The organism is Nocardiopsis sp. NPDC055824 (genome assembly GCF_053616335.1).
Genome location: NZ_JBSHDN010000022.1, coordinates 1 through 22,747 on the forward strand (window position 1 = coordinate 1; position 22,747 = coordinate 22,747).

Annotated in this window: 19 protein-coding genes and 1 tRNA gene; 8 read left to right on the plus strand and 12 right to left on the minus strand. The window is 74.2% G+C overall.

Annotated elements, in window-relative coordinates; all coding sequences use genetic code 11:
- Positions 1-92: 92 nt before the first annotated feature.
- The 5 genes from ACWGL3_RS07765 to ACWGL3_RS07785 all read right to left on the minus strand — a co-directional run bounded on the left by ACWGL3_RS07765 (position 93) and on the right by ACWGL3_RS07785 (position 5,959).
- Entirely contained in the window at positions 93-1,268 is a 1,176-nt protein-coding gene (locus ACWGL3_RS07765) for a C40 family peptidase (protein ID WP_267946092.1), read from the minus strand.
- 173 nt (positions 1,269-1,441) lie between these two features.
- Positions 1,442-3,112: a bifunctional 3'-5' exonuclease/DNA polymerase gene (locus ACWGL3_RS07770; protein ID WP_267946093.1), complete on the minus strand. Its 1,671-nt coding sequence runs from the start codon at positions 3,110-3,112 to the stop codon at positions 1,442-1,444.
- A 133-nt stretch (positions 3,113-3,245) separates the two neighbouring features.
- Positions 3,246-4,175 carry a 2-hydroxyacid dehydrogenase gene (locus ACWGL3_RS07775; protein ID WP_267946094.1) on the minus strand — a complete coding sequence of 310 codons (930 nt, stop codon included), beginning with the start codon at positions 4,173-4,175 and terminating at the stop codon, positions 3,246-3,248.
- Between the two features lie 168 nt (positions 4,176-4,343).
- The gene (locus ACWGL3_RS07780; protein ID WP_267946095.1) at positions 4,344-5,165 is read right to left on the minus strand and encodes a TrmH family RNA methyltransferase; all 822 of its coding nucleotides are present in this window, start codon (positions 5,163-5,165) and stop codon (positions 4,344-4,346) included.
- Between the two features lie 173 nt (positions 5,166-5,338).
- Positions 5,339-5,959 carry a hypothetical protein gene (locus tag ACWGL3_RS07785; protein WP_267946096.1) on the minus strand — a complete coding sequence of 207 codons (621 nt, stop codon included), beginning with the start codon at positions 5,957-5,959 and terminating at the stop codon, positions 5,339-5,341.
- Positions 5,960-6,367: 408 nt separating this feature from the next.
- Here ACWGL3_RS07785 and ACWGL3_RS07790 point away from each other — a divergent pair, with 408 nt between their 5' ends.
- The 7 genes from ACWGL3_RS07790 to ACWGL3_RS07820 all read left to right on the plus strand — a co-directional run bounded on the left by ACWGL3_RS07790 (position 6,368) and on the right by ACWGL3_RS07820 (position 14,572).
- The gene (locus ACWGL3_RS07790; protein ID WP_267946097.1) at positions 6,368-8,110 is read left to right on the plus strand and encodes a substrate-binding and VWA domain-containing protein; all 1,743 of its coding nucleotides are present in this window, start codon (positions 6,368-6,370) and stop codon (positions 8,108-8,110) included.
- A gap of 394 nt (positions 8,111-8,504) precedes the next feature.
- On the plus strand, positions 8,505-10,265 hold the full coding sequence (locus tag ACWGL3_RS07795; protein WP_267946098.1) for a substrate-binding and VWA domain-containing protein: 1,761 nt from the start codon (positions 8,505-8,507) through the stop codon (positions 10,263-10,265).
- A gap of 281 nt (positions 10,266-10,546) precedes the next feature.
- On the plus strand, positions 10,547-11,194 hold the full coding sequence (locus tag ACWGL3_RS07800; protein WP_267946099.1) for a hypothetical protein: 648 nt from the start codon (positions 10,547-10,549) through the stop codon (positions 11,192-11,194).
- Between the two features lie 75 nt (positions 11,195-11,269).
- Positions 11,270-13,153, plus strand: coding sequence for a DUF2510 domain-containing protein (locus ACWGL3_RS07805; protein ID WP_267946100.1), 1,884 nt, complete (start codon positions 11,270-11,272; stop codon positions 13,151-13,153).
- A gap of 84 nt (positions 13,154-13,237) precedes the next feature.
- Positions 13,238-13,888, plus strand: a complete 651-nt coding sequence (gene orn, locus ACWGL3_RS07810) for an oligoribonuclease (protein ID WP_267946101.1) — start codon at positions 13,238-13,240, stop codon at positions 13,886-13,888.
- A 67-nt stretch (positions 13,889-13,955) separates the two neighbouring features.
- Positions 13,956-14,031 (plus strand) — tRNA-His (locus tag ACWGL3_RS07815).
- Between the two features lie 142 nt (positions 14,032-14,173).
- The gene (locus tag ACWGL3_RS07820) at positions 14,174-14,572 is read left to right on the plus strand and encodes a hypothetical protein (protein ID WP_267946102.1); all 399 of its coding nucleotides are present in this window, start codon (positions 14,174-14,176) and stop codon (positions 14,570-14,572) included.
- Positions 14,573-14,997: 425 nt separating this feature from the next.
- Here the strand turns inward: ACWGL3_RS07820 and ACWGL3_RS07825 are convergent, their stop codons facing one another.
- The 7 genes from ACWGL3_RS07825 to ACWGL3_RS07855 all read right to left on the minus strand — a co-directional run bounded on the left by ACWGL3_RS07825 (position 14,998) and on the right by ACWGL3_RS07855 (position 21,919).
- Positions 14,998-16,170, minus strand: a complete 1,173-nt coding sequence (locus tag ACWGL3_RS07825; protein ID WP_452461073.1) for a DNRLRE domain-containing protein — start codon at positions 16,168-16,170, stop codon at positions 14,998-15,000.
- A gap of 671 nt (positions 16,171-16,841) precedes the next feature.
- On the minus strand, positions 16,842-17,108 hold the full coding sequence (locus ACWGL3_RS07830; RefSeq protein ID WP_267946104.1) for a hypothetical protein: 267 nt from the start codon (positions 17,106-17,108) through the stop codon (positions 16,842-16,844).
- Between the two features lie 62 nt (positions 17,109-17,170).
- Positions 17,171-18,130 carry a hypothetical protein gene (locus ACWGL3_RS07835; RefSeq protein ID WP_267946105.1) on the minus strand — a complete coding sequence of 320 codons (960 nt, stop codon included), beginning with the start codon at positions 18,128-18,130 and terminating at the stop codon, positions 17,171-17,173.
- 251 nt (positions 18,131-18,381) lie between these two features.
- Positions 18,382-18,708 carry a hypothetical protein gene (locus ACWGL3_RS07840; RefSeq protein WP_267946106.1) on the minus strand — a complete coding sequence of 109 codons (327 nt, stop codon included), beginning with the start codon at positions 18,706-18,708 and terminating at the stop codon, positions 18,382-18,384.
- Between the two features lie 116 nt (positions 18,709-18,824).
- A complete protein-coding gene (locus tag ACWGL3_RS07845; protein WP_267946107.1) occupies positions 18,825-19,757 on the minus strand; it encodes an ornithine cyclodeaminase family protein in 933 nt (310 codons plus the stop codon).
- Entirely contained in the window at positions 19,754-21,088 is a 1,335-nt protein-coding gene (locus tag ACWGL3_RS07850; RefSeq protein ID WP_267946108.1) for an MFS transporter, read from the minus strand. The genes ACWGL3_RS07845 and ACWGL3_RS07850 overlap by 4 nt, the downstream gene beginning before the upstream one ends.
- Before the next feature lie 138 nt (positions 21,089-21,226).
- Positions 21,227-21,919: a GntR family transcriptional regulator gene (locus ACWGL3_RS07855; RefSeq protein WP_267946109.1), complete on the minus strand. Its 693-nt coding sequence runs from the start codon at positions 21,917-21,919 to the stop codon at positions 21,227-21,229.
- A gap of 249 nt (positions 21,920-22,168) precedes the next feature.
- On the opposite strand from ACWGL3_RS07855, the gene ACWGL3_RS07860 reads away from it, so the two are divergent.
- Positions 22,169-22,387, plus strand: a complete 219-nt coding sequence (locus tag ACWGL3_RS07860) for a hypothetical protein (protein ID WP_267950482.1) — start codon at positions 22,169-22,171, stop codon at positions 22,385-22,387.
- Positions 22,388-22,747: the final 360 nt, after the last annotated feature.

The window sequence follows — 22,747 nt, forward strand, 5'->3', positions numbered from 1 at the left end:
GCCCACTCCTGCTTTTCCCGGTGTGCCGCATTTCCCTCGCACCCGAGGGATTTCCCCGCCCGGGCCGATACCGGACGGGGAAATCCCGGGAATCACGCGTTGACGCGCACCGCGCCGGCGTAGTTCTGGGTCCGCACCGGCGTGACGCGCACGTCGAGGCCGGTCCGCGGGGCCTCCAGCATCATGCCCTCGCCGAGGTAGATGGCGACGTGCGAGATGTAGTCCGGCGCCGTGGGGTCGGACCGCCAGAACAGCAGGTCGCCGCGCTGGAGGTCCTCGTACTCCACGCGCTCGCCGGCGTTCCACTGGTCGTGGGTCACCCGGGGGATGCTCACCCCCGCCTCGCGGAACGCCCACTGGAGCAGCCCCGAGCAGTCGAACCCTACGTCGGGGGTGGTGCCGCCCCAGACGTAGGGGACGCCGAGCTGGGTCTCGGCGTTCGCGATGACCTGCTCGATCACCGTCGAGGGCACGGCGTCGCCGTCGACGAGGGGTTCGGGGGCGTCCGCCACGAGCTGGAGCGAGGCGTCCTCCCCGAGGGCCTCCCCCAGGGCTTCGTGCAGGTCCCACAGGTCGGCTTCGGGCGCCGAGACCACCAGGGCGTTGCCCTCGGGCATGCCGAGTTCGGCGGCGCGCTCCCGCGACACGAGCGCGTCGATGCCCGCGATGCCGGAGGTGGCGTGCGTCCACACCTCCACGGGGATCTCGCCCCGCCCGCCCGCGACGGTGACCTCGCTGCCGACCTCCAGTCCGCGTTCGGTGCCGACGTCCCTGGAGAGAGCTATGCGGCCCTCGGCCACGCCCTGCCAGACCTCGTCGGACTCGGCGGAGGGCTCGGGCGCGTGGTTGCGGAAGCTGGAGGGGGAGACGCCGAGGACCGAGGTGGGCTCGCCGTCGATCTCGACGCGGGCCGCGTCGACCGCCAGGGCGGCCTCCACGCCCTCGACGGCGCGGACGGCGGCGACGGCCTCGCGTGGCAGCTCGCGCGGGGAGACGGCGAAGTACTCGACGCTGCGCGCCTCGCGGAAGGGGGCCACGTAGGCGTCGCGTTCGAGATCGGCGACGTCGGCGACGTCGGGGGGCCGGGGGTCGGCCCCGCGGTCCTGTCGGGGGTCGGTGCCGCTGGGGGCGTTGAGGGAGAGTTGCTCGCTGACGGGGGGACGGTCCTCGACCACCGGGTCCGCCCAGGCAGGGCTGGCTCCGAGGGCGGTGAAGGCGACCGCGAACGCGACCGTGGTACCCGTACACGTTCTGAAACGGCTCCGCACGGGGAGATCTCACCTTTCTGTGAGCCACCCGGGGTGTGGGGGACCCCTGAGGCGCACGGGCTGTCTTTCCTTGCCGATGGTTACCGCGTCCAAGAATGGGCGCACCAGGACGAGTTTGCAAGAAGCCCACGCCGTCCGGTGGTGGACGCCCAGGTCCCGGCCTCGCGGGCATTCTAGAGGTGCGCGTAGTTGTCCGTGACGACCGTCGCGAGGGGAAAGCGTACGGGGGTCTCCCCGAAGAGCGTCGTCCGGGTCTGCGCCTCCGCGTCGGCGACCGCGCGCACCGCCTCGTCCGCCAGTTCGGCGGGCACGTGCAGGACGACCTCGTCGTGGACGAAGAAGACGATGCCGCCGCCCTCCGGCATGTCCGGCAGGCGCCGGCGCAGCGCGGCGAGCAGCACCAGCGCCCATTCCGCCGCGGTGGCCTGGACGACGAAGTTGCGGGTGAAGCGGCCGTGGGCCCGTCTGCGGCGGTCGCCGCCGGGGCCCGAGACGGCGGCGGCCCAGTCGTCCGGGGCGGGCGAGGTCCGGCCCAGCCAGGAGCGGACCACTCCGCCGCCCTCCCCCGTGCGCGCGGCGGAGTCGACGTGGTCGAGGGCGCGCGGGTAGAGGCGGCGCATGGTGGCCAGCAGGGGCGCGGCGTCGCCGGAGGTCTGGCCGTACATGGCGGAGAGCATGCCGATCTTGGCCCGTTCGCGGTCTCCGCCCACGTGCACGGCGAGGCGGGCGTAGAGGTCCTCCTCCGCGGCGGCCGCGGCGAGCGCGTCGTCCCCGGAGACGGCGGCGAGCACGCGCGGTTCGAGCTGCCCGGCGTCGGCGCGGACGAGCACCCAGCCGGGGTCGGACCGGACGGCCCCCCGCACCGACTTGGGGATCTGCAGGGCGCCGCCGCCCCGGGTGGCCCAGCGGCCGGACACGACGCCGCCGACCACGTAGTCGGGGCGGAAGCGGCCGAGCCGTTCGCCCCGTGGGCCGGGGCGTTCGCCGACCCAGGTCTCCAGCCAGGCCCAGCCGTTGGCCGAGTGCAGCCGGGAGAGCTCCTTGTAGCGCAGCAGCAGGGGCACGACGGGGTGGTCGACCTGCTCCAGCACCCAGGACCGGGTGGACTCCACGGGGTGGCCGATCCACGCCATGGCCTTGAGGACCTGGGCCGGCGAGTCGGGGTTGACCTCGCGGCCGACGGCGTCGCCGATGCGGGCGGCGAGGTCGGCCAGCACGGGCGGGCGCCGCCCGGCCGGAGGGCGGGACCCGAGGATGTCGGTGAGGATCCGGTCGTGGACGTCGGGCCGCCAGGGCAGGCCGTCGTGGCTCATCTCCGTGGCGGCGAGCCCTCCCGCGGACTCCACGGCCGTGAGCAGGCGCATCCGCCCGGGGTCGGGGAGGTCGGCGATACGGCGCAGCTGGTCGCCGTGCACCTCGACCAGGGCGGCGAGGCGGTCGGTGCCGGGGGGCAGGGTGGAGCGGTCGGCCTCGAAGAGCGCGGGCTGGGCCGCGGCGCCCTCGCCGAGCGGCCGGACCGGATCGGCGGGGACGGGCAGCCCGTGCAGCCTGGCCCACGCCGCGCCGAGGGAGTGCGCCTCACGGTGGCGCACCTGGTGGCCGAGGAGGAGTGCCTCGGTCAGGGCCGCGTCGTGGCAGCGGGAGACCCGGACGCCCGCCCTGACCAGGTCGGGGTAGACGTCCTCCCCGGCCGACCACACCCACCGGGGCGGCTCGGGCCCCGCGTGCTCGGCGGCGCGGACGGCGGCGGCGAGGTCGGCCACACGCCGGACGGGGCCGGGGACGGCGTCCAGTTCCTGGAGCCAGCCGCCGCCCTCGCCGTCGGCGACCACTGCGATCCGCATGCTCCCATTCTGGCCGCGACCGCCGACATTCGGCCGCCTCCGGCACGGACGCCGTGTCGGCCTCCCCTCCCAGGGGAGGGGCCGCCGGGTCCGGGGCCGCCCGTGCCGCACCGGTACGGCCCCGGCCGTACCGCTAGCGGCCTCCGTCCCCGGCCCGGACGACGTTGGCCAGGGGCTCCCCCGCGGCCCAGCGGGAGAGCTGGGCGTCCATGAAGGTCCGGGCGCGGGGGTAGAACGCGGCGGAGCCGCCCGCGACGTGCGGGGTGACGAACACCCCCGGCGCGTCCCACAGGGGGTGTTCCACCGGCAGGGGCTCGGGGTCGGTGACGTCGAGGGCGGCGCGCACCCGGCCGTTCTCCGCCAGCAGGGCACGGGTGTCCAGGACGGGGCCCCGCCCCACGTTGACCACGAGCGCGTCGTCGCGCAGCAGGGCGAACTCGGCCGCGCCGAACAGGCCGCGGGTGGCCTCGGTGAGCGGGGTGACCAGCACGACGACGTCGACGTCCGGCAGCAGGGCGTGCAGCTCTCCGGCCCCGTGCACGCCCTCGTCGGGGCGCGCCCGGCCGGCCACGCGCACGACCTCGGTCTCGAAGGGGAGGAGCCTCTGCTCGACGGCCCTGCCGATGCTGCCGTAGCCGACGATCATCACGCGCGAGTCGGCGAGGGAGCGCAGCGGGACGGACTCCCACCGGTGGTCCCTCTGCGCGACCGCCCACCTGGGCAGGTCGCGCTGGGCGGCCAGGATCAGGGCGAGGGTGTGCTCGGCGGTGCTGGCGTCGTGCAGGCCGCGCCCGTTGCACAGGGTCACGTGGTCGGGGACCAGGGGCAGGACGTGCTCGTAGCCCGCCGAGAGGAGCTGGACCACCTCCAGCGAGGGCATCCGCGAGATCACGTCGAGCCGCTCGTCGACGCCCTGGGAAGAGGGGGTGTAGGGCACCTGGTAGAAGGCGACCTCGTCGAGCCCGGCCTCGGGGACGCGTCCTCCGGCGTAGACGTCCACCGTCAGGGAGGCCGGGGCGCCCTCCCTGTTCTGTTCCCACTGCACCAGTGCTCGGCCGCCCATGTCGCCGCATCCTCTCCCTCGGTCCGTGTCACCGGCCACCCTAGTGTCCCGGGTCGACCGAAGTCCGATGGTGGGACGAATCACACGTTCACCGACCCCTCTCCCCCGCCGTCACGGGGGTGCGGCGCGCGGGCCGAACTGGCGGAGGGGACGCCGGGCCCTCCGGGCTCACGGGCGTGCGCCGCGCGCCAGTTCGTAGCAGGCGATGGCCGCGGCCGCGGTGACGTTGAGGGAGTCGACGTCGCGGTCGGCCATCGGGATGTGCACCCGTGCGGTGGCGCGCTCCAGCCAGCGCGCGGACAGCCCGTCGCCCTCGGTCCCCAGCAGCAGGCCGACCCTGTCGCCGGGGGCGAGGGCGGCCATGGCGTCCCGGATCGGCAGGGACCCCTCCCCCGGGGTGAGGGCCATGAGGTGGAACCCGGCCCCGCGCAGGGTGTCCAGGCCGCCGTGCCAGTCGTCCATGCGGGTGTGGGGGAGGGTGAAGACCGCGCCCATGGACACCTTGACCGACCGCCGGTACAGGGGGTCGGCGCAGCGGGGCGCGAGGACGACGGCGTCCACCCCCAGGCCAGCGGCGCTGCGGAAGATCGCGCCGACGTTGGTGTGGTCCACCAGGTCCTCGAGCACGACGATGCTGCGGGCGTCCCGCAGGACCTCGTCGAGCGGGGGCAGCGCCCTGCGGTGGAAGGCCGCCAGCGCGCCCCGGTGCAGGTCGAACCCCACGAGGCGCTCCGCGGTCTCCTCGGTGACGACGTACAGGGGGGCGCCGGAGCCGGCGACCACGTCGTCGAGGGCCTCGGCCCGGCGCTCGGTGAGCAGGAAGCTGCGGGGCCGGAACCCGGCCGCGGCGGCCCTGCGGATCACCTTGTCGCCCTCGGCCATGAAGAGGCCGTGCTCGGCCTCCAGGTGGCGGCGCAGGTTCACGTCCCGCAGGCGGGTGTAGTCGGCCAGGCGCGGGTCCCCGGGGTCACTGACCTTGATGACGTCCATGGGACGGGATTATCCCCTGCTCCGGGACGCGGGTCCGACCCGGGCGGCGGGCCGCCCGCCCCGGAGGGGTCTGCGGCCCCGGGCGCGCGGAGGCGCCGGGCGCCACGGGCCGGACCGGCCGCCGGCGCGCAAGGGGTACCGCCCCGACCGGGGTCCGGGCGGTGCGGGAGGGGTCAGCCGATCTGGTCGGTGAGGGCGCGCAGCCGCTGCCAGCGCGCCTCCTCGCAGGAGCCCTTGCGGGTGAGCGTCGTCTCGACCTCCTGGCCCTCCCAGGTGCCCACGACGGTGGCCTCCTCCTGGCCGTACACCTTGTCGGTGCAGACGGTGCCCTCGCCGACCTCGGTGAACAACTGCTCCCCGCCCGGGTCCGCGGCGGTGGTGGGCTCGGCCTCGACCCCGGCCAGGGCCTCCTCCGGCTCCTCCTCGGAACCCTCCGCGCCCTCGGTCCTGCCCTGGAACTCGACGGCGGCCAGGGCCAGGTCGGCGCAGGTGGCCGGGTCCTCCTCGACGACGCCGGTGCAGCGCAGCGTCTGCACCCAGGCGCGGTCGCGGTCGCTCAGCTGGATCTGGAGGTAGCCGACCGGCCCGGGCTCCGCCACCTCCTCGGGCTCGGGCTCGGGGACGGCCGGACCGGCGTCGGGGGTCATCGCGGTGGTGGCCTGCACGTCCTGCGGCGGCATCATCGACGGACCGACGACCACTCCGTAGGCGATCGCGCCGACGCAGCAGGCGCCGGCGAGCATGGCGGTGCCGATGGTGCCTCGGCTCCGGTGGTCACGGTGCGATGGGGACATACCAAAAACCCTCGGGGGTCGGTTGGTCACGAGTCGTCCACCGGGGAGTGTGAGTCGGGGTGGACGCCAGGGGCGGGGCCCAAGCTTAGCGGGCGGTGCGGAGCACTCCTCCGAGAGCACCGTAACAAAGCGATCACCCCGATCCGGCGTCTCCGGGGCTCCCGCGCCTCCGGTCCGCCCCTTCCGCTTCACCGTTACCAACGAGTAGGGTCCAGGTGAAGAATCGTTCGCACCCCAGGGCGCGGTCGTTCGTCTCCACCCTGTGGGACGCCGGCCGACGCGCGATGGTTCGCCCCTCTCCCCTACCGCGGGTGCGGGACGCCACCCCCGCGGCCTCCCCTCGCACCCACCCGGCTTCCGGGCGGCCGCCGGTCGGAAGCCGGACACCGCCACACCCCCGGAGTGCCCGTGTCCAGTGGACGCCACCGCCATCCCTCCCCGACCCGCCGGACCGCCCGCGGTGCGTTCAGGTCGCCGCTGGGGATCACCGCCGCCGTCGTAGCGATCGTCGCCGTCGCCGCGATCGCGGTTCCGGTCGCCCTGAACTCGCTCGGTTGCGGCGAAACCCGCTACCTGCGCGTGTCGGCGACCCAGAGCATCGCCCCCGTGCTGCGGGAGGCCGCCACCGAGTTCAACGCCGACCGTCCCGGATACGGCGGCGCGTGCGTGTACGCGCAGGTGGACGAGATCGCTCCGCACCGCACCATGACCGCGCTGACCGGCGGGCGGGCGGCCGACTCCACCATCGCCCCGCACGTGTGGGTGCCCGAGTCGTCGGCCTGGGTCGAGCTGGCCCGCGTGTCGGGGGGCGGGACCCCCGGCATCGGGACCGATCCGCCGTCCCTGGCGTCCTCCCCGGTGGTCCTCGCCGCCCCCGAGCGGACCGAGGGCATGCCCGACCCCGACGACACCAACTGGACCGCGGTCCTGCCCGACGGCCGCGAGCCCGACCGCCCGCTGGTCATGGTCGACCCCAACCGCGGGGCCGACGGGATGACGGTCATGCACGCCGTCCGCCGCCACCTGGGCTCCGGGGACGGGGCGGACACCGCCATGACCGACTTCGTGCGCGACGTGCAGACGGACAGCGCGTTCGGCGAGATCGACCTCGCCACCTTCTACACGGGGTCGGAGGCCTCCGCGGAGCGCCCGGACCCGGTGATCGTCGTCCCCGAGCAGGCGGTGGTGTCCTACAACCAGGACCGCGCGGAGTCGGCGCCCCAGCTGGCCGCCCACTACCCGGCCGAGGGGACGGTCAGCCTCGACTACCCCTACGTCACCACCACCGACGAGGAGGCGCTGCGGTCCGCGGCGGCGGACCTGTACGAGGTGCTGCGCGACGACGCCTACCGCTCGCGCCTGCGCGACCTGGGGTTCCGCGACCCCGACGGAAGGGCCTCGTCCGCCCTCGCCGGCCGGCCCGGGCTGATCCCCGAGGAACCCGCCACCCACGAGGACCTGACCGGGGACGCCCTGCTGGCCTCGGTCACCGACTGGAACCGTCTGTCGATGCCCAGCCGCACGCTGGTCCTGGCCGACGTCTCGGCCAACATGGCGGACGACCTCGACGGCGCCGGCGGACCGACCCGGATGGAGGCCGCCCTCCAGGCGGCCCTGCTGGGCCTGGCGATGTTCCCCGACGAGACCGACATGGGCCTGTGGCTGATGTCGGACGCGTACGGGGAGGAGGGCCGCGAGGAGTCCGCCGACATGCACCGGCTGGGCGCCTCGGACGGCGACGGGGACTCGACCCGCCGCCAGGAGCTCACCTCCGTGGCGGAGGGCGTCGAGGTGCGCGGCGGCGGCTCGCGCCTGTACGACAACATCCTGGCCGCCTACGACGAGGTCCAGGACGCCTACCACGAGGACAAGATCAACAGCGTCATCCTGCTCACCGCCGGGCAGGACGAGGGATCCAGCGACATCTCGCACGCGGAGCTCGTGGCGGCGCTGCAGGACCGGTTCGACCCCGAGCGGCCGGTCAGCATGTTCATCATCGCCTTCGGTTCCCAGGCGGAGGAGGCGGAGCTGAGGCAGGTCGCCGACGCGACGAGCGGCTCGGCGTTCGTGACCGACGACCCGGACGAGATCGGCGACATCTTCCTCAGCTCGATCTCACGCCGGCTGTGCGTTCCCGACTGCGACAACTGAGGCCGTGCCCGTGTCGGCGCCGGTCCGGGGCGCTCCCCGGACCGCGTCGGCGACGACAGCGCCCGATGGTCTCGATTGGATATCGGAATCGGGTTTCGGCCCGAGCGCTCCCGAAAACCCGGTTCCCGGAACGGCCGCCCGATATCCCGGGGCGACCGGCGCTGAGCTCAGGTTCACCCCCGGTACACCCCCGCGTCGACCTGCCGCCACCGGCCCGCCCGGCCTCCACCCGGTCCGGGCGGTTGAGTACCGTTCCCACCAGTAACACACCGGTGGCCGGTTCGCTCCCGAGGCGGACCGGTACGCGCGGCCCGTCCCGGGCCGGTCGCCCCCGAGCCGACATGTCTCCCCCTGTACGGCGCCCCCGTCCGTACACCACCCCGTGAGGAAAGCTGTGGGACGTCACCGCGGAAGATACGCAGAAGAGCCCTCCAACCGGGCCAGACGCCGGCGCGGCCGGGGCGGGGCCTTCGTGGCCCTGGCCGCCGCCCTGGTGATCGTGCTCGGCCTCACCGCCGCGGGCGTGTACATGTTCGGCGAGTCCGACGGATGCGGCGGCTCCGACATCGCGCTCGACGTGGCCGTCAGTCCCGAACTCGCCCCCGCAGTCGACCAGGTCGCCTCGGACTTCAACGCCGGGGAGAACCGGGTGGACGGGCGCTGCGTCCGGGCCGAGGTGCGCCAGGTCGACTCCGCCAACGTCGCCTACCAGATCACCGGTTCGGGAGCCACCATGGGCGACACCGAGTCCGACGTGTGGATCCCCGACTCCTCCATGTGGCCCCGTCTGGTCCAGAGCCAGGCCGGGGACGCCGTCATCACCGAGACCGGCACCTCCGTGGCCCGGTCCCCGCTGGTCCTGGCCGAACTCGCCGAGTTCGCCGACGGGGAGGCCGCCCTCGCCTGGGCCGACGTCATCCCCACCTCCGCCCCCGGGGAGGCGTCCGAGCGCAGCGTGCGCGTCGTCGACCCCGCCCGCAGCTCCACCGGCCTGAGCACCCTCTCCCTGCTGCAGTCCGCGCTGGAGCGGTCGAGCCCCGACGCCGACACCTTCAACGCCCACATGACGGCCGCCCTCCAGGCACTCCACCAGGGGGCCTCCTCCGACGAGGACGCCGCGTTCCTGGCCCTCAGCGGCGGCCAGGCCGACTCGCCGCCCGCGATGGTGATGTCCGAGCAGGCCGTGTGGCGCTACAACGCGGCGCACGAGGAGGCCTCCGCCCGCGCCAACTACCTGGAGGGCGGCACCTACTACCTCGACTACCCGTACGTGGTGCGCAGCGAGGACAGCGACATCACCCGTGCCGCCGAGGTGTTCCGGGAAGCGGTGCGCTCGGACGAGGCCCTCCCCCACCTGCTCGCGCAGGGGTTCCGCGGCCCCGACGACCAGATGGACCCCGCCGTGCTCACCGAGGACGTCGGCTTCACCGAGGACGCCCCGGAGGAGCTGCCCGTCCCCTCCGACGGGGCCGTCACCGATCTGACCCGGTCGTGGAACCAGCTCAAGATGGACTCCCGGGTGCTCGCGATCGTGGACGTCTCCGGGTCGATGCTCGCCGAGGTGCCCGGGACGGGGATGACCCGTATGCAGGTGACGGGCGCGGCAGCGACGGAGGGCCTCCAGATGTTCACGCCCACCTCGGAACTGGGCCTGTGGGAGTTCTCCACCGACGTCAACAACAACCTGCACTACCAGGAGCTGGCGCCCGTCCGCGAACTCCAGGCCACGGGGGACGGCGGGACCGAGCACCGCGACGCCATCGCCGGCGCGCTGGCCGGGCTCCGACCCCGCCCGCAGGGCGACACCGCGCTGTACGAGACCTACCTGGCCGCCTACCAGGAGATGTCCCGTACCTACCGGCCCGACCGGACCAACGTCATCCTCATGCTCACCGACGGGGACAACGACAACCCCGGCGGCATGGAGCTCGACGAGCTGATGACGCAGATCGACGGCATGGCGAGCCCCTCGCGCCCCATCCCGATCATCACGATCGCGTTCGGGCCGGACGTGCAGAACCTGGAGCCGCTCCAGGAGATCGCCGCCGCCACGGGCGGCGCCGCGTACATGACGGAGGACCCCACCGAGATCGGCGACATCTTCCTCCAGGCGTTCTCCCTGCGGCTCACCGAGGACGACCCCGGGGCCGAGTAGCGGCCCCGCCCCGGCGGGGCCGGGGCGGCCGGGCCCCGGTGCGGACCGCGTCCGGGCCGCACCGCGCACGGCCCCCGGCGTGACTGGGGGTGACAAGACCCTGTCCTAGGGCGAAGGGGATATGGACTTCTCCCCCGGGTTGGCGTACTCAGGGAGGGGCCGGGGAACGCCCCCGGCGCCCGGCCCCTCCCCCGGGGCGCGTGCCCCGCGGCCGGCGTGCCCGGGCCGTCCGGCCCGTCCGGCGTCGGGCCCGGCCACACGACGACCCGATTGGGAGTGCCATGGCGAAGGCGTGGATGCCCGGTGCCGCGAGACTCGACGGCGGGGCCACCCGAACACCCCCCGGCACCGGGGCCCCGCGCGCCGTGTGGACGGTGACCGGATCCGACCCCGGTTCGTGGTCCGCGCACGAGGAGGCGCGACGGCTGGTGGACGAGGGCCGCGCGACGCACCTCGTCTGGAACCCGCTGACCGGCGAGACCGTCCAGACGCTGGCGGCGACCAGGCGCGTCGGTGTGCAGCTGGGCGGCACCGACCTGTACGAGCAGCACCTCGACCACGGACACGAGGGCCGGGTGTGCCTGGTGGTGTCGGTGGTGGCCTTCCGGGAGACCCCGTTCACGGACGGGCCGATGGTCGGCCTGGCCCCGCTGCTGCTGTGGCTGGACTCCTGGGGGGTGCGCCGTGCGTGGCCCGCCGGCCGTCCCGGGTCCGAGGGCCCCAAGGCCGAGGTCGCGGCCCGCGCGTGGGCCCGGGGCGGCCACTTCGGCCACGACCAGGTCCCGGGCTCCTCCGCCAAGGGGCCGGGAAAGCTGGACACCGCCTGCCTGCTGTCGGCGGGGGCCCGCCCCGACCGCCCTGCACCGGGAACAGACACCGCAGGGCAACTCTCGGCGACGCCCCGAGCACGAAGGGCGACGAGCTCGTGATCCGCACACCACCGGGCACGTGGGACCGGGTGCCACTGGTCGAGCGCCGCTCCGCCACCCCTTAGTCTGTCGCCCATGGGTGGATCTATCGAGCCGGGTTGGTACGCGGACCCGCGAGGCGACGCGCAGACGCTCAGATGGTGGAACGGCGACGAGTGGACGCGGCATACCCGTTCCCTGAGCGAACTCCAGGGCGGTGCCGACGGCCAGGACGACGAGGGGGCCGCCACCGCGTTCCTGGGCGCTCCCGACCGGGGGGGTTCCGCCGCCCCGGACGAGGAGGAGGCCGGGACCGTCCGGCTGGGCTCCGCAGCGGCGGCGCCCGCTCCGGTCGAGGACGAGCCCAGCACCATGCGGATCGACCCGTCGTGGGTCCAGGGCGCCTCCGGGCCCCCCGCCCCGGTGGACGACGAGCCCAGCACCATGCGCATCAACCCCTCCTGGGCCCAGGACGCCTCCAGCCCGTCCGACCCGACCCCGGCGTCCCCCACCCCCGCGCCGATCGGCGAGGACCCCGGCACCGTGCGTATCGACCCGTCCTGGGCCCGGAGCGCCTCCGCCCCCGCGGCCCCGGCCCCGGCCCCGGTCGGCGAGGACCCCGGCACCGTGCGCATCGACCCCTCCTGGGTCCACGGCGCCTCCGATGACGAGACCCCCACCGCCGACGTGCGCGGCCCCGGCGCGGACGAGGAGCCGACCGCCGACCTGAGCGGCGTCGGCGCGACCATGCGCGTGGGCCCCGGCGACATCTCCGGTCGGGACCAGGACGAGACGCCCACCGCGGACCTCGGCGACGACGACATCCCCACGGCCAACCTCACCGACGACGACATCCGCCCCGCCCCGCAGACGGCGGTGTTCACCCCCTCCTCCGACGCCCCCGGCACCGCCGTGTTCACGCCGTCCGCCCCGGAGCCGTCCGGAACCGCGGTGTTCGACCCCTCCGACCCGATGTTCTCGGGCGCCGGGAACAACGAGGACTCCGAGGGCAAGGGCGGCAAGTTCAACAAGTTCCTGGGAAGCCTCAAGGAGGGCTGGGCGGACCTGTCCGAGGAGCGCAAGGAGCAGCGCCGCCAGGCCGAGGAGGAGGCCGCCAAGCAGCGCGAGGAGGAGCGCGTCCGCAAGGAGGCCGAACTCCGGGAGGAGGCGGCGCGCCGCGCGGAGGAGCAGGCCCGCAACCCCCAGGCGCAGCCCCCCGGCCAGGCGCCGGGCGCCGCCGCGGCCGTGCCCGGCGAACCGCAGCCCGGGCAGCCCTGGCCCTCGCCGGCTCCGGACCAGCAGGCCCAGGGGTACGCCCCCGGACAGCAGCCGCCGGGACAGCAGGTCCCGGGAAGCCAGTCCTCCGGGGCGCAGCAGGCACCCGCGCAGCAGTATCCCGGCGTCCCGCCCCTCTCCGGTCCGCAGTCGGGGCACGCCGTTCCGCCGGGCGCCCCCTCCGGCCCGTATCCGAGCGGCTTCCCGCCGCACCAGCGGTCCGGCCCGCAGATCCCGCCGTCGGGCCCCCAGCCCGGCTTCCCCCCGGCGCACCACCAGGGCGGTTACCCGCCGCCCGGGTACCCGCCGCAGCAGATGGGCAACCCGAACATGGGCGGACACCCCCACCAGGGTCCCCCCATGCCGCCCCCTCAGCACATGAACCGCCCTCCCCAGGGCCCGCCGCCCGGATACCCCCGTGCCGGCGTGTCCGGCGGGCAGCCGCCGATGGGCGGGGGCCACCAGCAGCCGCAGCGGGGGCCGGGCCGGCCGCCCGGCGGCGGCCTGTACCCGCAGCAGCCCCCGCAGGCCCCTCCGCAGCCGCAGAGGAAGAAGAAGGGCGGCTGCGGACGCGGCTGCGGCTGCGGCTGCTTCTTCTTCCTCCTGATCCTGGTGGTCGTCCTCGGCCTGGCCTACGTCCAGTTCTGGGGCGTCTACGACTGGATGGACGCCGTCTTCGGCGTCAGCGGCCTGGTCTGGGACTGACCCGGCCCCAGGGGCGGTCGGGCCACGGGCCCGGCCGCCCCTTCGTCATCCCCGGCACTTCCCACAACCTCTAAGCTGACCGGTATGAATGACAGTTTGGTGTGGATCGACTGCGAGATGACGGGCCTCGACTTCGAGAACGACGCGCTGATCGAGGTGGCCTGTCTGATCACCGACGGTGAGCTCAACGTCCTCGACGAGGGCGTCGACGTCGTGATCAGACCGCCGCAGGCCGCACTGGACGCCATGGGCGACTTCGTCCGCGACATGCACACCAAGTCCGGCCTGCTGGAGGTGCTGGACAAGGGCGTCACCCTGCACGAGGCCGAGGACATGGTCCTGGAACACATCCGCCGGTACGTGACCGAGCCCCGCAAGGCCCCGCTGTGCGGCAACTCGATCGCCACGGACCGCACCTTCCTCGCCCGCGACATGAAGCGCATCGACGAGTTCCTCCACTACCGGATGGTGGACGTGTCCTCCATCAAGGAACTGCTGCGCCGCTGGTACCCGCGCGTGTACTACGCGAGCCCGGACAAGAACGGCGGGCACCGGGCGCTCGCCGACATCACCGAGAGCATCCGTGAGCTGCGCTACTTCCGCGCCACCGCGTTCGTTCCCGAACCCGGTCCCAGCTCGGCCGAGGCACGCGCCGTCGCGGCCCAGGTGATCGCCGGGGGCAACGGACTCAAGCCCCGCGACGGGGCCTCCGGGGACGCCGGGGCGGAAAACTGATCGAAGCACTCCCCGGAGTCCGCTAAGATTTCATACGTACGCAGGGCCGCGAGGCCAGGCGAACGTGGTGGGTGTAGCTCAGCCGGTAGAGCACTTGGTTGTGGTCCAAGAAGTCGCGGGTTCAAGTCCCGTCACTCACCCCAGAGGCGAAGGCCCCTGACCAGCGGAAACGCAGAGTGGTCAGGGGCTTTCGCGTGTTCGGGGGTGCACCAGCGGGTGCACGGGGCCCAGAACCGGAGTCGGCCGCCCTGGTCGTCGATCCCCGCACGTGGCAGGATGACGCCCATGTCCCAAGCACCCCCCTTCGGGGTCCCCCCGAACTCCCCCCGACCCGGCTACCGGTCGGGCACCGCGCCGCAGCGCCGACAGGGGTCGCCCGCGGACAAGGCGATCACGATCGTCCTCATCTGCCTCGCGCCACTGGTGTGCCTCGGGACGAGTGCCTGGGGCTTTTTCTCGGTCATGGCGACCGCGAGCTGTGGAAGCGACTGCGGCGGCGCCGTCGACACGGCCGTCCCACTGATGATCTTCTCGCCGTGGGTGGTCTGGCTGATCGTCACCGTCTGGTCGATCGTGCACCTGAGCAGGAGGAGGCCCGCCGCCTGGGTGATGCTGCTCGGCCTGGGGGTGGCGACCGTGATCTACGTGGCGGCGAACATCGTGCTGTTCATCGGCGTGGGCTGATCATCCGCGCGCACGGCGACCGCGCTCGACTCCTCGCCCTCCGGAGCGACCTTGCCGGGCCCCGTGCGGGGAACCCGCCCGATCTCCGCGCATGCCGGTGGCGGCCCGGAGTCCCCCTGTGCGGTGCCCACGCGCACAGGCGGTTCCGGACCACCGCGGCTTCCGGCGGCAGAGCCCCCTGCCGGGCTCTGCCGTAGATGCGTCCGGCTTCGGGACGAGCACCTCTCCTCTCGGCGCGACCGTGCCGTCACCGCAGGCGGCCACCGCGTCTTGTGGCCGGTGCGGCGACGACGGTTCTCCGACCGCTTCCGTGCCCCGCCCGCCGCGGCGCTCGGAGAGCGGCCTGCCCGACCCCTCGGGCTGCCGCCGGTGCGTACCTCCGCCCAACCGGATTCCGCACCGGGAGGGACGGGTGCCGTCGTCCGTCAACCGGTTCTCCGTGGCCGGTGAACCGGGGAGCGGTTTCCGACCGGGCGGACCGGAGGTCCCCGGGCCGGGGTGGACGTACCCCCGCCCTGCGGTCGGCGGCTGCGCGGAGCGGCCGGGCGCACGGCCCGTTCCCCCCGCCGGGGACGGACCTGTCCACCCCCGCTCCGGAGCCGGTCCGCGGCGCCGGGGCCGGGAACACGTGCGGCATGGCTTCCCACGACCCCGGGGACGGTGCCTCCGGGAAGGCCGGGCCCTCCCGCGGACCGGTCCGGTGAGGGGACGGGGGAGTTCTCGTCGTGGACGGCGGCGCGGTCCCCGGCCGGCCCGGCGTCAGCGGCCCCGCGCGGGAGGCTGCCCGTGAGCCCGGCCGGGCCGACGGCCTTGCCCGGGTACCGCGGCGCGCCGTGGTCGACCACCAGCACCGGCGGCGCGCTCCCGACGTCGAAGCGGAGCCAGGCCGCGGTTCCGGACTCGTCGCGTTCACCGAGCCGGAGGTGGAGGTGGGACTCCCCGTTGTCCACGGCCCACCGGTAGGCCTCGGTGACGTCGAACTCCACGCCCCCGTCCACGGGGCAGGCGGTCTGCCCTCCCGTGATGCTCCGGGTGTCGAGCAGGGCGCGGGCCTCGGGCTGGTCGTTCCAGGTGGTCCCTCCGTGGAAGGGGTCGACCCGGTGCACCTGCGCGTAGGAGGTGCTGTCGCAGTCGTAGGACCACACCACCTCGGTACGGAGCACCGCGGAGTCGACGACGGCGCCGGGGCCGGGCGCGACCGGGAACCGGAACAGGGCCCTGCGGGTGTAGACGCGGTCCCAGGCGAGGCGCCCCGTGCCCACGCTGGCGGTCTCGGCGCCGCCGTAGGACCGGTCGGGGAAGGCCCGGTCGACGTAGGTCCACGCGGAACTCCCGGCTTCGGCCCGGCCTCCTCCGGAGCGCACCTGTTCGGGAGGGCCGTCGGCGTCGGAGCCGGTCGGCCCGGGGGCTCCGTCGGCCGGGTCGGTGCTCCCCCGCGCGCCGCTCAGCTCCTCCCGGGCGCCGCGCTCCCCGGAGGCGACCGGCCCGCCGGCGGCCGGGGCCTCATCGTCGGCCGCGACCGGGGCGGCGGCCAGCAGCGAGAGGACCAGGGCGAAAATCGCACAGGCCGTCGTCGCACGGGGCAGGGAACGACGCATGACGGGGGGTGCCTACACATTCCGACTATGACCGAAAAAGAATACGGGCGGGACATGCGGGCCCCGCTCCGACAACCAGGAAGTTATCAAATTCCCGCAGCGGCCCACAAATCCCAGCGGCATAAATACAGACCAAAAACAGAATTACTACCACCGGAAACACGGTGCCATCCGTAACGACCTCCGCACAGAAGAAATCGAACTCATGATCGACCTTTAATCGGCAACCATCGAACTGCGCTTCACGTCGGTCCGAAAATCGGCCGCTTCCCGGGGTTCGGGGACACACGCCCTCCGCGACAGCGCCTCGCGAGGGAGGGGCGTCCGTGCCCCCGGCCGCTCCGGCGGGTCCGCCATGACACGGCGGTCGCCCCGCGAACCGGGGTGCTTGTCCCGTTCCGCCTCCCCGCCGTCATTCCCGGGCAGCACGGCGGCGGGTCGTGGAAGCGCGGCGTCCAGAAGACGGACCTGGCCGGTCGGACAGCACTCCACGCCCGGCGGGGATCCGCCTTTGACAGAAACCCCTTATCCACAGACTCTTTTCGGAAATCCGGAAAACGCATATACGTCGGTATCGATGGTCGGGCGCTCTTTCCGCCGCCCCGTCCCGGCCGGACGCCGTGGGGCGGGCCCGGTCGCCTCCGGCTCCCGCCGGGACGGCCTCCCGGGGCTCACCCCTCGTCGGCGTCGTCCTCGGACCGTTCCCCGGGTGGGCGGATGCGGCTGGCGAGCCGGTAGTCGGCGCGGATGTCCTCGTAGACGACCCCGGTCATGACGGGCCGGGGAAGTCCCGAGCGGTCGCTGCCGGCGGCCCCCTCCTGGTTCGGCTCCCCCCAGGGCCGGGACACGACCTCCGGGGCCTCGTGGAAGACCAGCTCGTCCGCGGTCGCGGAGGCGCTGATCTCCACGTCGTACTCGGTTCGTTTCCGGTCACCCATGGTCTCCACCCCCGTCTGCCGCCGGGCGGGTCCGCGTCCACCGGGCCAGGCGGCCCCGGGCCCTACTTCCGGGCCCTGCCGCCGGTGCCCTTGGCCGTGCCCCCGGCGCCCTTCCCTGTACTCTTCGCCGCGCCCTTCGCCGCGGTCCCGGCGCCCTTCGCGGCACTCCCGGCGCCCTTGGCCGCGGCCCCGGCACCCTGGCCGGCGCTCTTCGCCGCGCTGCCCGCACCCTTGCCGACGTCCTTCGCAGCGGCCCCGGCATCCTCGGCCGCGCCGCCCACGCCCCTGCCGACGTCCTCCGCAGCGCTTCCGGCTCCCGCGCCGACGCCCTCCGTCGCCTTCCCCGCCCCCGTGCCGACGTCCTGCACCGCGCTGCCGGCTCCCGCGCCGACCTCCTCGACCGCGCTCCCCGCACCGGCGCCGACGTCCTCCACGGCCTTCCCCGCGCCCCGGCCCACGCCCTCCACGGCGCCTCCGGCGCCCCGGCCCAGGGCCCCCACGGCCTGTCCCGCACCGCCCGCGACCTGCTCGAGCGAGGTCCCCACACCCCGGGTCACCTGCTCGAGGATCTGCGGGTTCGTGTCGATGGTCTGCAGCACCCGGGTGATGATGTCCCGGACGTTGTCGAGCCGGACCTTGAGCAGGGCCTGGGCCTCGACGCCCTTGATGTTCAGGTGGACGCGGCCGAGTTCGACGTCCGCCCCCACCTTCAGTTTGAGCAGGTCCAGCACCTCGGCCTGGAGCGAGACGGAGGCCAGGAGGTTCTCGACCTCGAGCTCGATCTCGTCGACCTTCAGAACCGGCACGTCGAGGAGCACGTCCGTCTCCTCTCTGCCTGGGTCCCGGTGGACGTCCTCCCGGAGGGGCTCCAGTTCCTCCTCCGCACCGTCGGACCGCCTCGCCCGCGCGGTCCCCGGCTTCGCGGTCCCCTCGTCCGGGGCATCGCCCTTCCCTGTTCTCCTGCCGCCGGAGCGCGTGGTCCGCTCCTTGCCCTTGCCGGTCTCCTGGGGACTCTGGTTCACCGTGTCGGCACCCTTCTGCGTGGTCCGGGCGCACCCGGCCGTCCCCGCGCCCTCCCGGGGATGCGGTCCGCCCGTCGTCCATGGCGCGAACACCCGCACCGAACGCCCTGTTCACCGCCGCTCGGGAAGCGCGGGTGTGTCCGCCCCCTGTACCCGCGACCGCCGCCGGAAAAACCGTTCCCCCTGCTCAGGGCGTCTCCTGCGACTCCGTCCCGGCGCTCCCCGGCGGTGCGTCCCACGCCCGGAGCGGCTCAGGGCGGCGCCCCCGCCGACCCCCGGCCGCCGAGGCGGCGCAGCGCCTCCTCCCAACGGCTCCGGCGCTCGTCACCGGTGAGCTCCCACCAGGGGGTCCCGCGTTCGCCCAGGCCCTCCTTGGCCAGGGCCACCCGGGACCGGGCCAGCCGCTCCGCCCCGGGATCCCGCGAGCGCAGCGCCGCCGCCACGTCCCTGCGGGCCGACATCAGGTGGCCGACCAGGTCCTCGCGCACCCCGTCCGGCAGGTCGGGGTCGCTCGCCCGCCACCGCCGGCCGCCGATCACGACGTGGCGGCCGTCGGCGGTGCGTTCGGGTTCCCGCATGTCGGGAAACCTGCCCCGTGGCGCGGGAGGCCACACCGGCCGCTGACCGGCCGGGCGCCCTCCGCCCGTCCCCGCGGGCCGGGGGCGGCGCCGTGCACGCCCCCGGCGCCACCGGCTCAGCGGGCGGGGGCCACGCCCACCGCCACGGCGAGGTCCTGCCAGGACATGCCGGACCCCTTGAACACGTTGGGGCGGTCGGTGCTGCGGTGCGCCTCCCCGCGCACGAGGGGTGCGAGGCCGACGAGGTCCTCTGCGGTGAGCGTCCCCTCGCCGATCGCGAGCACGACGTCGCCGCACTCGCGCAGCGCGGCGCCGCGCTCCTCGACGACGACGTGGGAACGTCCCATCAGTGCCGCGTCGAGTTCGCGGCGGTCCGGTTCGTGGGAACCGATGGCGACCACGCAGGCGCCGTCGCGGACGAGGGAGCCGTCGAACAGGGGCTCGGCGGCGGACGTCGCGCACACGACGATGTCGGCGTCCGCGACGTCGGCGGCGGTGCCGGCCTCCGCCGTGATGCCGTGCGCGGCGATCTCGGCGAGGGCGGACGCGACCTTGCCGGGGGTACGGCCGATCAGCCGGACGTCGGCGAGGTCCCGGATCCCCGCGATCGCCACGGTGTGCGAGACGGCCTGCGGACCGGTCCCGAACACGACGAGCCGGGAGGCGTCGGGCGCGGCGAGCCGGTCGGCGGCCACGGCGGAGGTGGCCGGCGTGCGCAGCGAGGTGAGGGCGACGCCGTCGACGAGCAGGCGCGGTGTCAGCGTCCGCGCGTCCATGAGCATGTAGACGGCCTGGATCCGCGGGAGTCCGCGCCCGGGGTTGTCCGGGGACACGGACGCGATCTTGACGCCGACCCACTCCCCCAGCGTCGAGGGCATGAGCAGCAGGTGGCCCTCCCCTGCCGGGGCGTGGGCGCGGGCCGGGTCCCCGGCCGGGTCGAAGCCGTCGAGCAGAGCGCTCTCGACCAGTTCCCGTGCGCGCGAGGGGCTGATCCGGGCGCGGACCTCCTCCGCGTCGACGAGGGGCAGGCCGGCGGGTGCGGGGTTCATGGGGTCACCTTGTCGTTCTCTCTGGCGGCGATCGCCGCGGACTCCTTGCGCACGATCCGTCCGGAGAGCGAGACCGCGCAGATCGAGATGGCCGCCAGGACCACCAGGTACGCGGCGATGGGCCACCAGGCGCCGTCGAACCGGGCGAGCAGCCAGGTCGCCAGGAGCGGCGCGGTGCCGCCGGCGAGGGCCGCGCCGACCTGGTAGCCGAGGGTCACACCGGTGTAGCGGACGCGCGTCGTGAAGATCTCCGAGGTCAGGGTGCCGAGGGTCGCGGTGACCGGGGGCCACACGAGGCCGAGGCTGATCACGACTGCCGCGTACACGGCCCAGTCCATCCGGAGGTCGAGCAGCATGAAGAAGGGGGCCGCGAAGGCGGCGATGAGCACCGCGCCCCCGAGGAACACGGCGGGGCGGCCGAGCCGGTCGGAGAGCCTGCCCATGAGCAGGATGCCGAAGGTGCTGACGAGGGCCCCGGCGCTCACGGCGTTGAGGACGACGGACTGCTCCATGTCGAGCGTGCCCGTGGCGTAGCTGACGACGAACGTCGCGAAGATGTAGAACGGCGCGGTCTCGACGACCTTGGCGCCGACGGCCACGAGCACGGAACGCCAGTGGTCGCGGAGCGTGTCGATGATCGGCAGCTTGGCGACGTCGCCGCTCTCCTTGGCCTCGCGGAACGCCGGGGTCTCGGCGAGGCCCTTGCGGATCCACAGGCCGACGAAGACGAGGACGACGCTGGCGACGAACGGGATGCGCCAGCCCCAGGACTCGAACGCGGCCGCGGGCATGAGGCTCACGAGCGCGAAGGCGACCGTGGACATCAGCATGCCGATGGTGATGCCGGTCTGGGGCACGGAGCCGAAGAAGCCCCGGCGGTTCTCGGGCGCGTACTCGTAGGCGAGGAGGAGGGCGCCGCCCCACTCGCCGCCGATCGCCAGGCCCTGGACCACGCGGCAGAGGATCAGCAGGACCGGGGCGAGGACGCCGACCTGGTCGTAGTTGGGCAGCAGGCCGATCGCCACGGTGGCGCCGCCCATGAGCGACAGGGTGATGACGAGGGTCTTCTTGCGGCCGATGCGGTCGCCGATGTGGGAGAAGACGATGCCGCCGAACGGCCGGATGAAGAAGGTCAGCGACAGCGACAGGTACGACAGCATCAACGAGATCAGGGGGTCGTCGTTGGGGAAGAACTGCTTGTCGAAGATCAGCGCGGCGGCTGTCGCGTAGAGGAAGAAGTCGAACCACTCGATGGTGCTGCCGCTGAGGCTGCCGATGAGCACCCGGCGGTTGGTGGCCGGTTTTCCGACCGTGGACTGTTGCGGTGACACGCACAACTCCTGGGGGTGGGGGCCGACGTGACGTGGGCCTCACGAAGGGGACTAGTGCAACGTACAATTTCACATTGCACTTAGGCAAACCCTCGTGACCTGGTCGGTTCCCGGACCGCCGCCGTCGCGGAGGCCGTGTCAGGACTCGGGGAGGCCCGCCCAGACCCCGCGCACGTGCCCGAGGTGGTGCCTCATGAGCGCCTCCGCGCCCGGGGCGTCGCGGGCCTCGACACGGTCCAGCAGGGCGTGGTGCTCCCGGGCCGTGGCGGTGAGGCGCCCCTCCTGGTGGAGGCGGCGCAGCGCCGACAGGCGCGACATGCCGCGCAGGCGCCGCACCTCCTCGACGATCCGGGCGTTGCCCGCGATGGCGAGCAGCTGGAGGTGGAAGGCCGTGTCCGCGGCGACGAACTCTCGGAGCTCCCCCGACTCGGCGGTCTCCGTGAGCCGGTCCGCGAGCGGGCGCAGCCGGGCGACCTGCTCGGCGGTGGCCGTCCCGGCGACACGGCCGACGGTCGGGACCTCGATGAGGGCTCGCAGCTCGATGATCTCGTCGAGCGCGACGTCGCCGAGTTCGACCACCCGGTACCCGCGGTGCCGGATCGTCTCGACGAGGCCCTCCCGGGTCAGCTCCATCATGGCCTCCCGGACCGGGGTGGCGGAGACGCCGAGGCGTTCGGCCAGCGCCGGGGCCGAGTAGATGGTGTCGGGTGCGAGCTCCCCGGCGACCATGGCCTCGCGCAGCACCTGGGTCACCCGGGAGCGGAGGCTCGTGGGCTCGGCGAGCGACCCGAGGACGGGAGTCGTCCGGGCCCGGCGCGCGTCGATGCTCATGCGGTGCGTTTCCTCCTCGGGCGGGCTCCTGTCGCTCCCAGGATGCCACGCTCCCCGCCGGGGCCCGCCGGAGCGGGGGTTCCGGGCCCTTCCCTGCGGTGCTCCGTCCGGCTCCGGAGGCGGCGCCGCGCGCGGTCGGCCCAGGTCCCCCACGGCATTCCTCGCACTCCCTTGGGTTTGTCCCGGCTCGGACCCGGGCAGCGGCACGAGTGCGGCACGAGCAAGGTCCGCGACCACAAGGGAGACGACATGATCCGCAAGCTGTCCGAACTGGGCGTCACCTCCGAAATGGCCTACTGCGCGGGCGCAGCGTCCATCGGCCTGACCATTCTGACGTGGCTGGCGTCCAAGAAGAAGGAGGACGCCGGCAAGGACGCGGCCGAGCGCAAGGGCCTGTTCGTCGGTGAGTGGGCGCCGACCTTTTTCGCGCTCGGGGTGGCGCTCAGGCTCGAAGAGGCCAAGAAGTAGGGCCGCACAGCAGAGCGGGCCCCGTCGCGAGCTTCGCGGACGGCAAGCCCGGCCGGTCTCCCGGCCGGGCTTCGGCGTGTCCGGCGCGGCGGTCCGGGACCTGCGCTCCGCGGAGTCGGTGCTGCGCCGCGCCGCCCGCGAGATCGACGACCACCCCCTGGACGCCGCCCGCGGCGCCGTGCTCTCCGCGAGGGTGCGCGCGGTCGTCGCCGGGGCCTGCGCCGGTGTGCTCCCGCGGGGATCCGTGGGGAGGGCGGGGTTCCCGTGTGCGGCCGGGCCGGCGCCCGGTCGGGAGGTCCCGGGGACGGGGACGGGGACGGAGACGCGGGACGGCCCCGCACGGTGGGTACCGTGCGGGGC

Coding starts and splice junctions, on each gene's coding strand:
- ACWGL3_RS07770 (WP_267946093.1), bottom strand. CDS start 3,112: ATGCGGATCGCAGTGGTCGCCGACGGCGAGGGCGGCGGCTGGCTCCAG.
- ACWGL3_RS07775 (WP_267946094.1), bottom strand. CDS start 4,175: ATGGGCGGCCGAGCACTGGTGCAGTGGGAACAGAACAGGGAGGGCGCC.
- ACWGL3_RS07780 (WP_267946095.1), bottom strand. CDS start 5,165: ATGGACGTCATCAAGGTCAGTGACCCCGGGGACCCGCGCCTGGCCGAC.
- ACWGL3_RS07785 (WP_267946096.1), bottom strand. CDS start 5,959: ATGTCCCCATCGCACCGTGACCACCGGAGCCGAGGCACCATCGGCACC.
- ACWGL3_RS07800 (WP_267946099.1), top strand. CDS start 10,547: ATGGCGAAGGCGTGGATGCCCGGTGCCGCGAGACTCGACGGCGGGGCC.
- ACWGL3_RS07805 (WP_267946100.1), top strand. CDS start 11,270: ATGGGTGGATCTATCGAGCCGGGTTGGTACGCGGACCCGCGAGGCGAC.
- orn (WP_267946101.1), top strand. CDS start 13,238: ATGAATGACAGTTTGGTGTGGATCGACTGCGAGATGACGGGCCTCGAC.
- ACWGL3_RS07820 (WP_267946102.1), top strand. CDS start 14,174: ATGTCCCAAGCACCCCCCTTCGGGGTCCCCCCGAACTCCCCCCGACCC.
- ACWGL3_RS07825 (WP_452461073.1), bottom strand. CDS start 16,170: ATGCGTCGTTCCCTGCCCCGTGCGACGACGGCCTGTGCGATTTTCGCC.
- ACWGL3_RS07830 (WP_267946104.1), bottom strand. CDS start 17,108: ATGGGTGACCGGAAACGAACCGAGTACGACGTGGAGATCAGCGCCTCC.
- ACWGL3_RS07840 (WP_267946106.1), bottom strand. CDS start 18,708: ATGCGGGAACCCGAACGCACCGCCGACGGCCGCCACGTCGTGATCGGC.
- ACWGL3_RS07845 (WP_267946107.1), bottom strand. CDS start 19,757: ATGAACCCCGCACCCGCCGGCCTGCCCCTCGTCGACGCGGAGGAGGTC.
- ACWGL3_RS07855 (WP_267946109.1), bottom strand. CDS start 21,919: ATGAGCATCGACGCGCGCCGGGCCCGGACGACTCCCGTCCTCGGGTCG.
- ACWGL3_RS07860 (WP_267950482.1), top strand. CDS start 22,169: ATGATCCGCAAGCTGTCCGAACTGGGCGTCACCTCCGAAATGGCCTAC.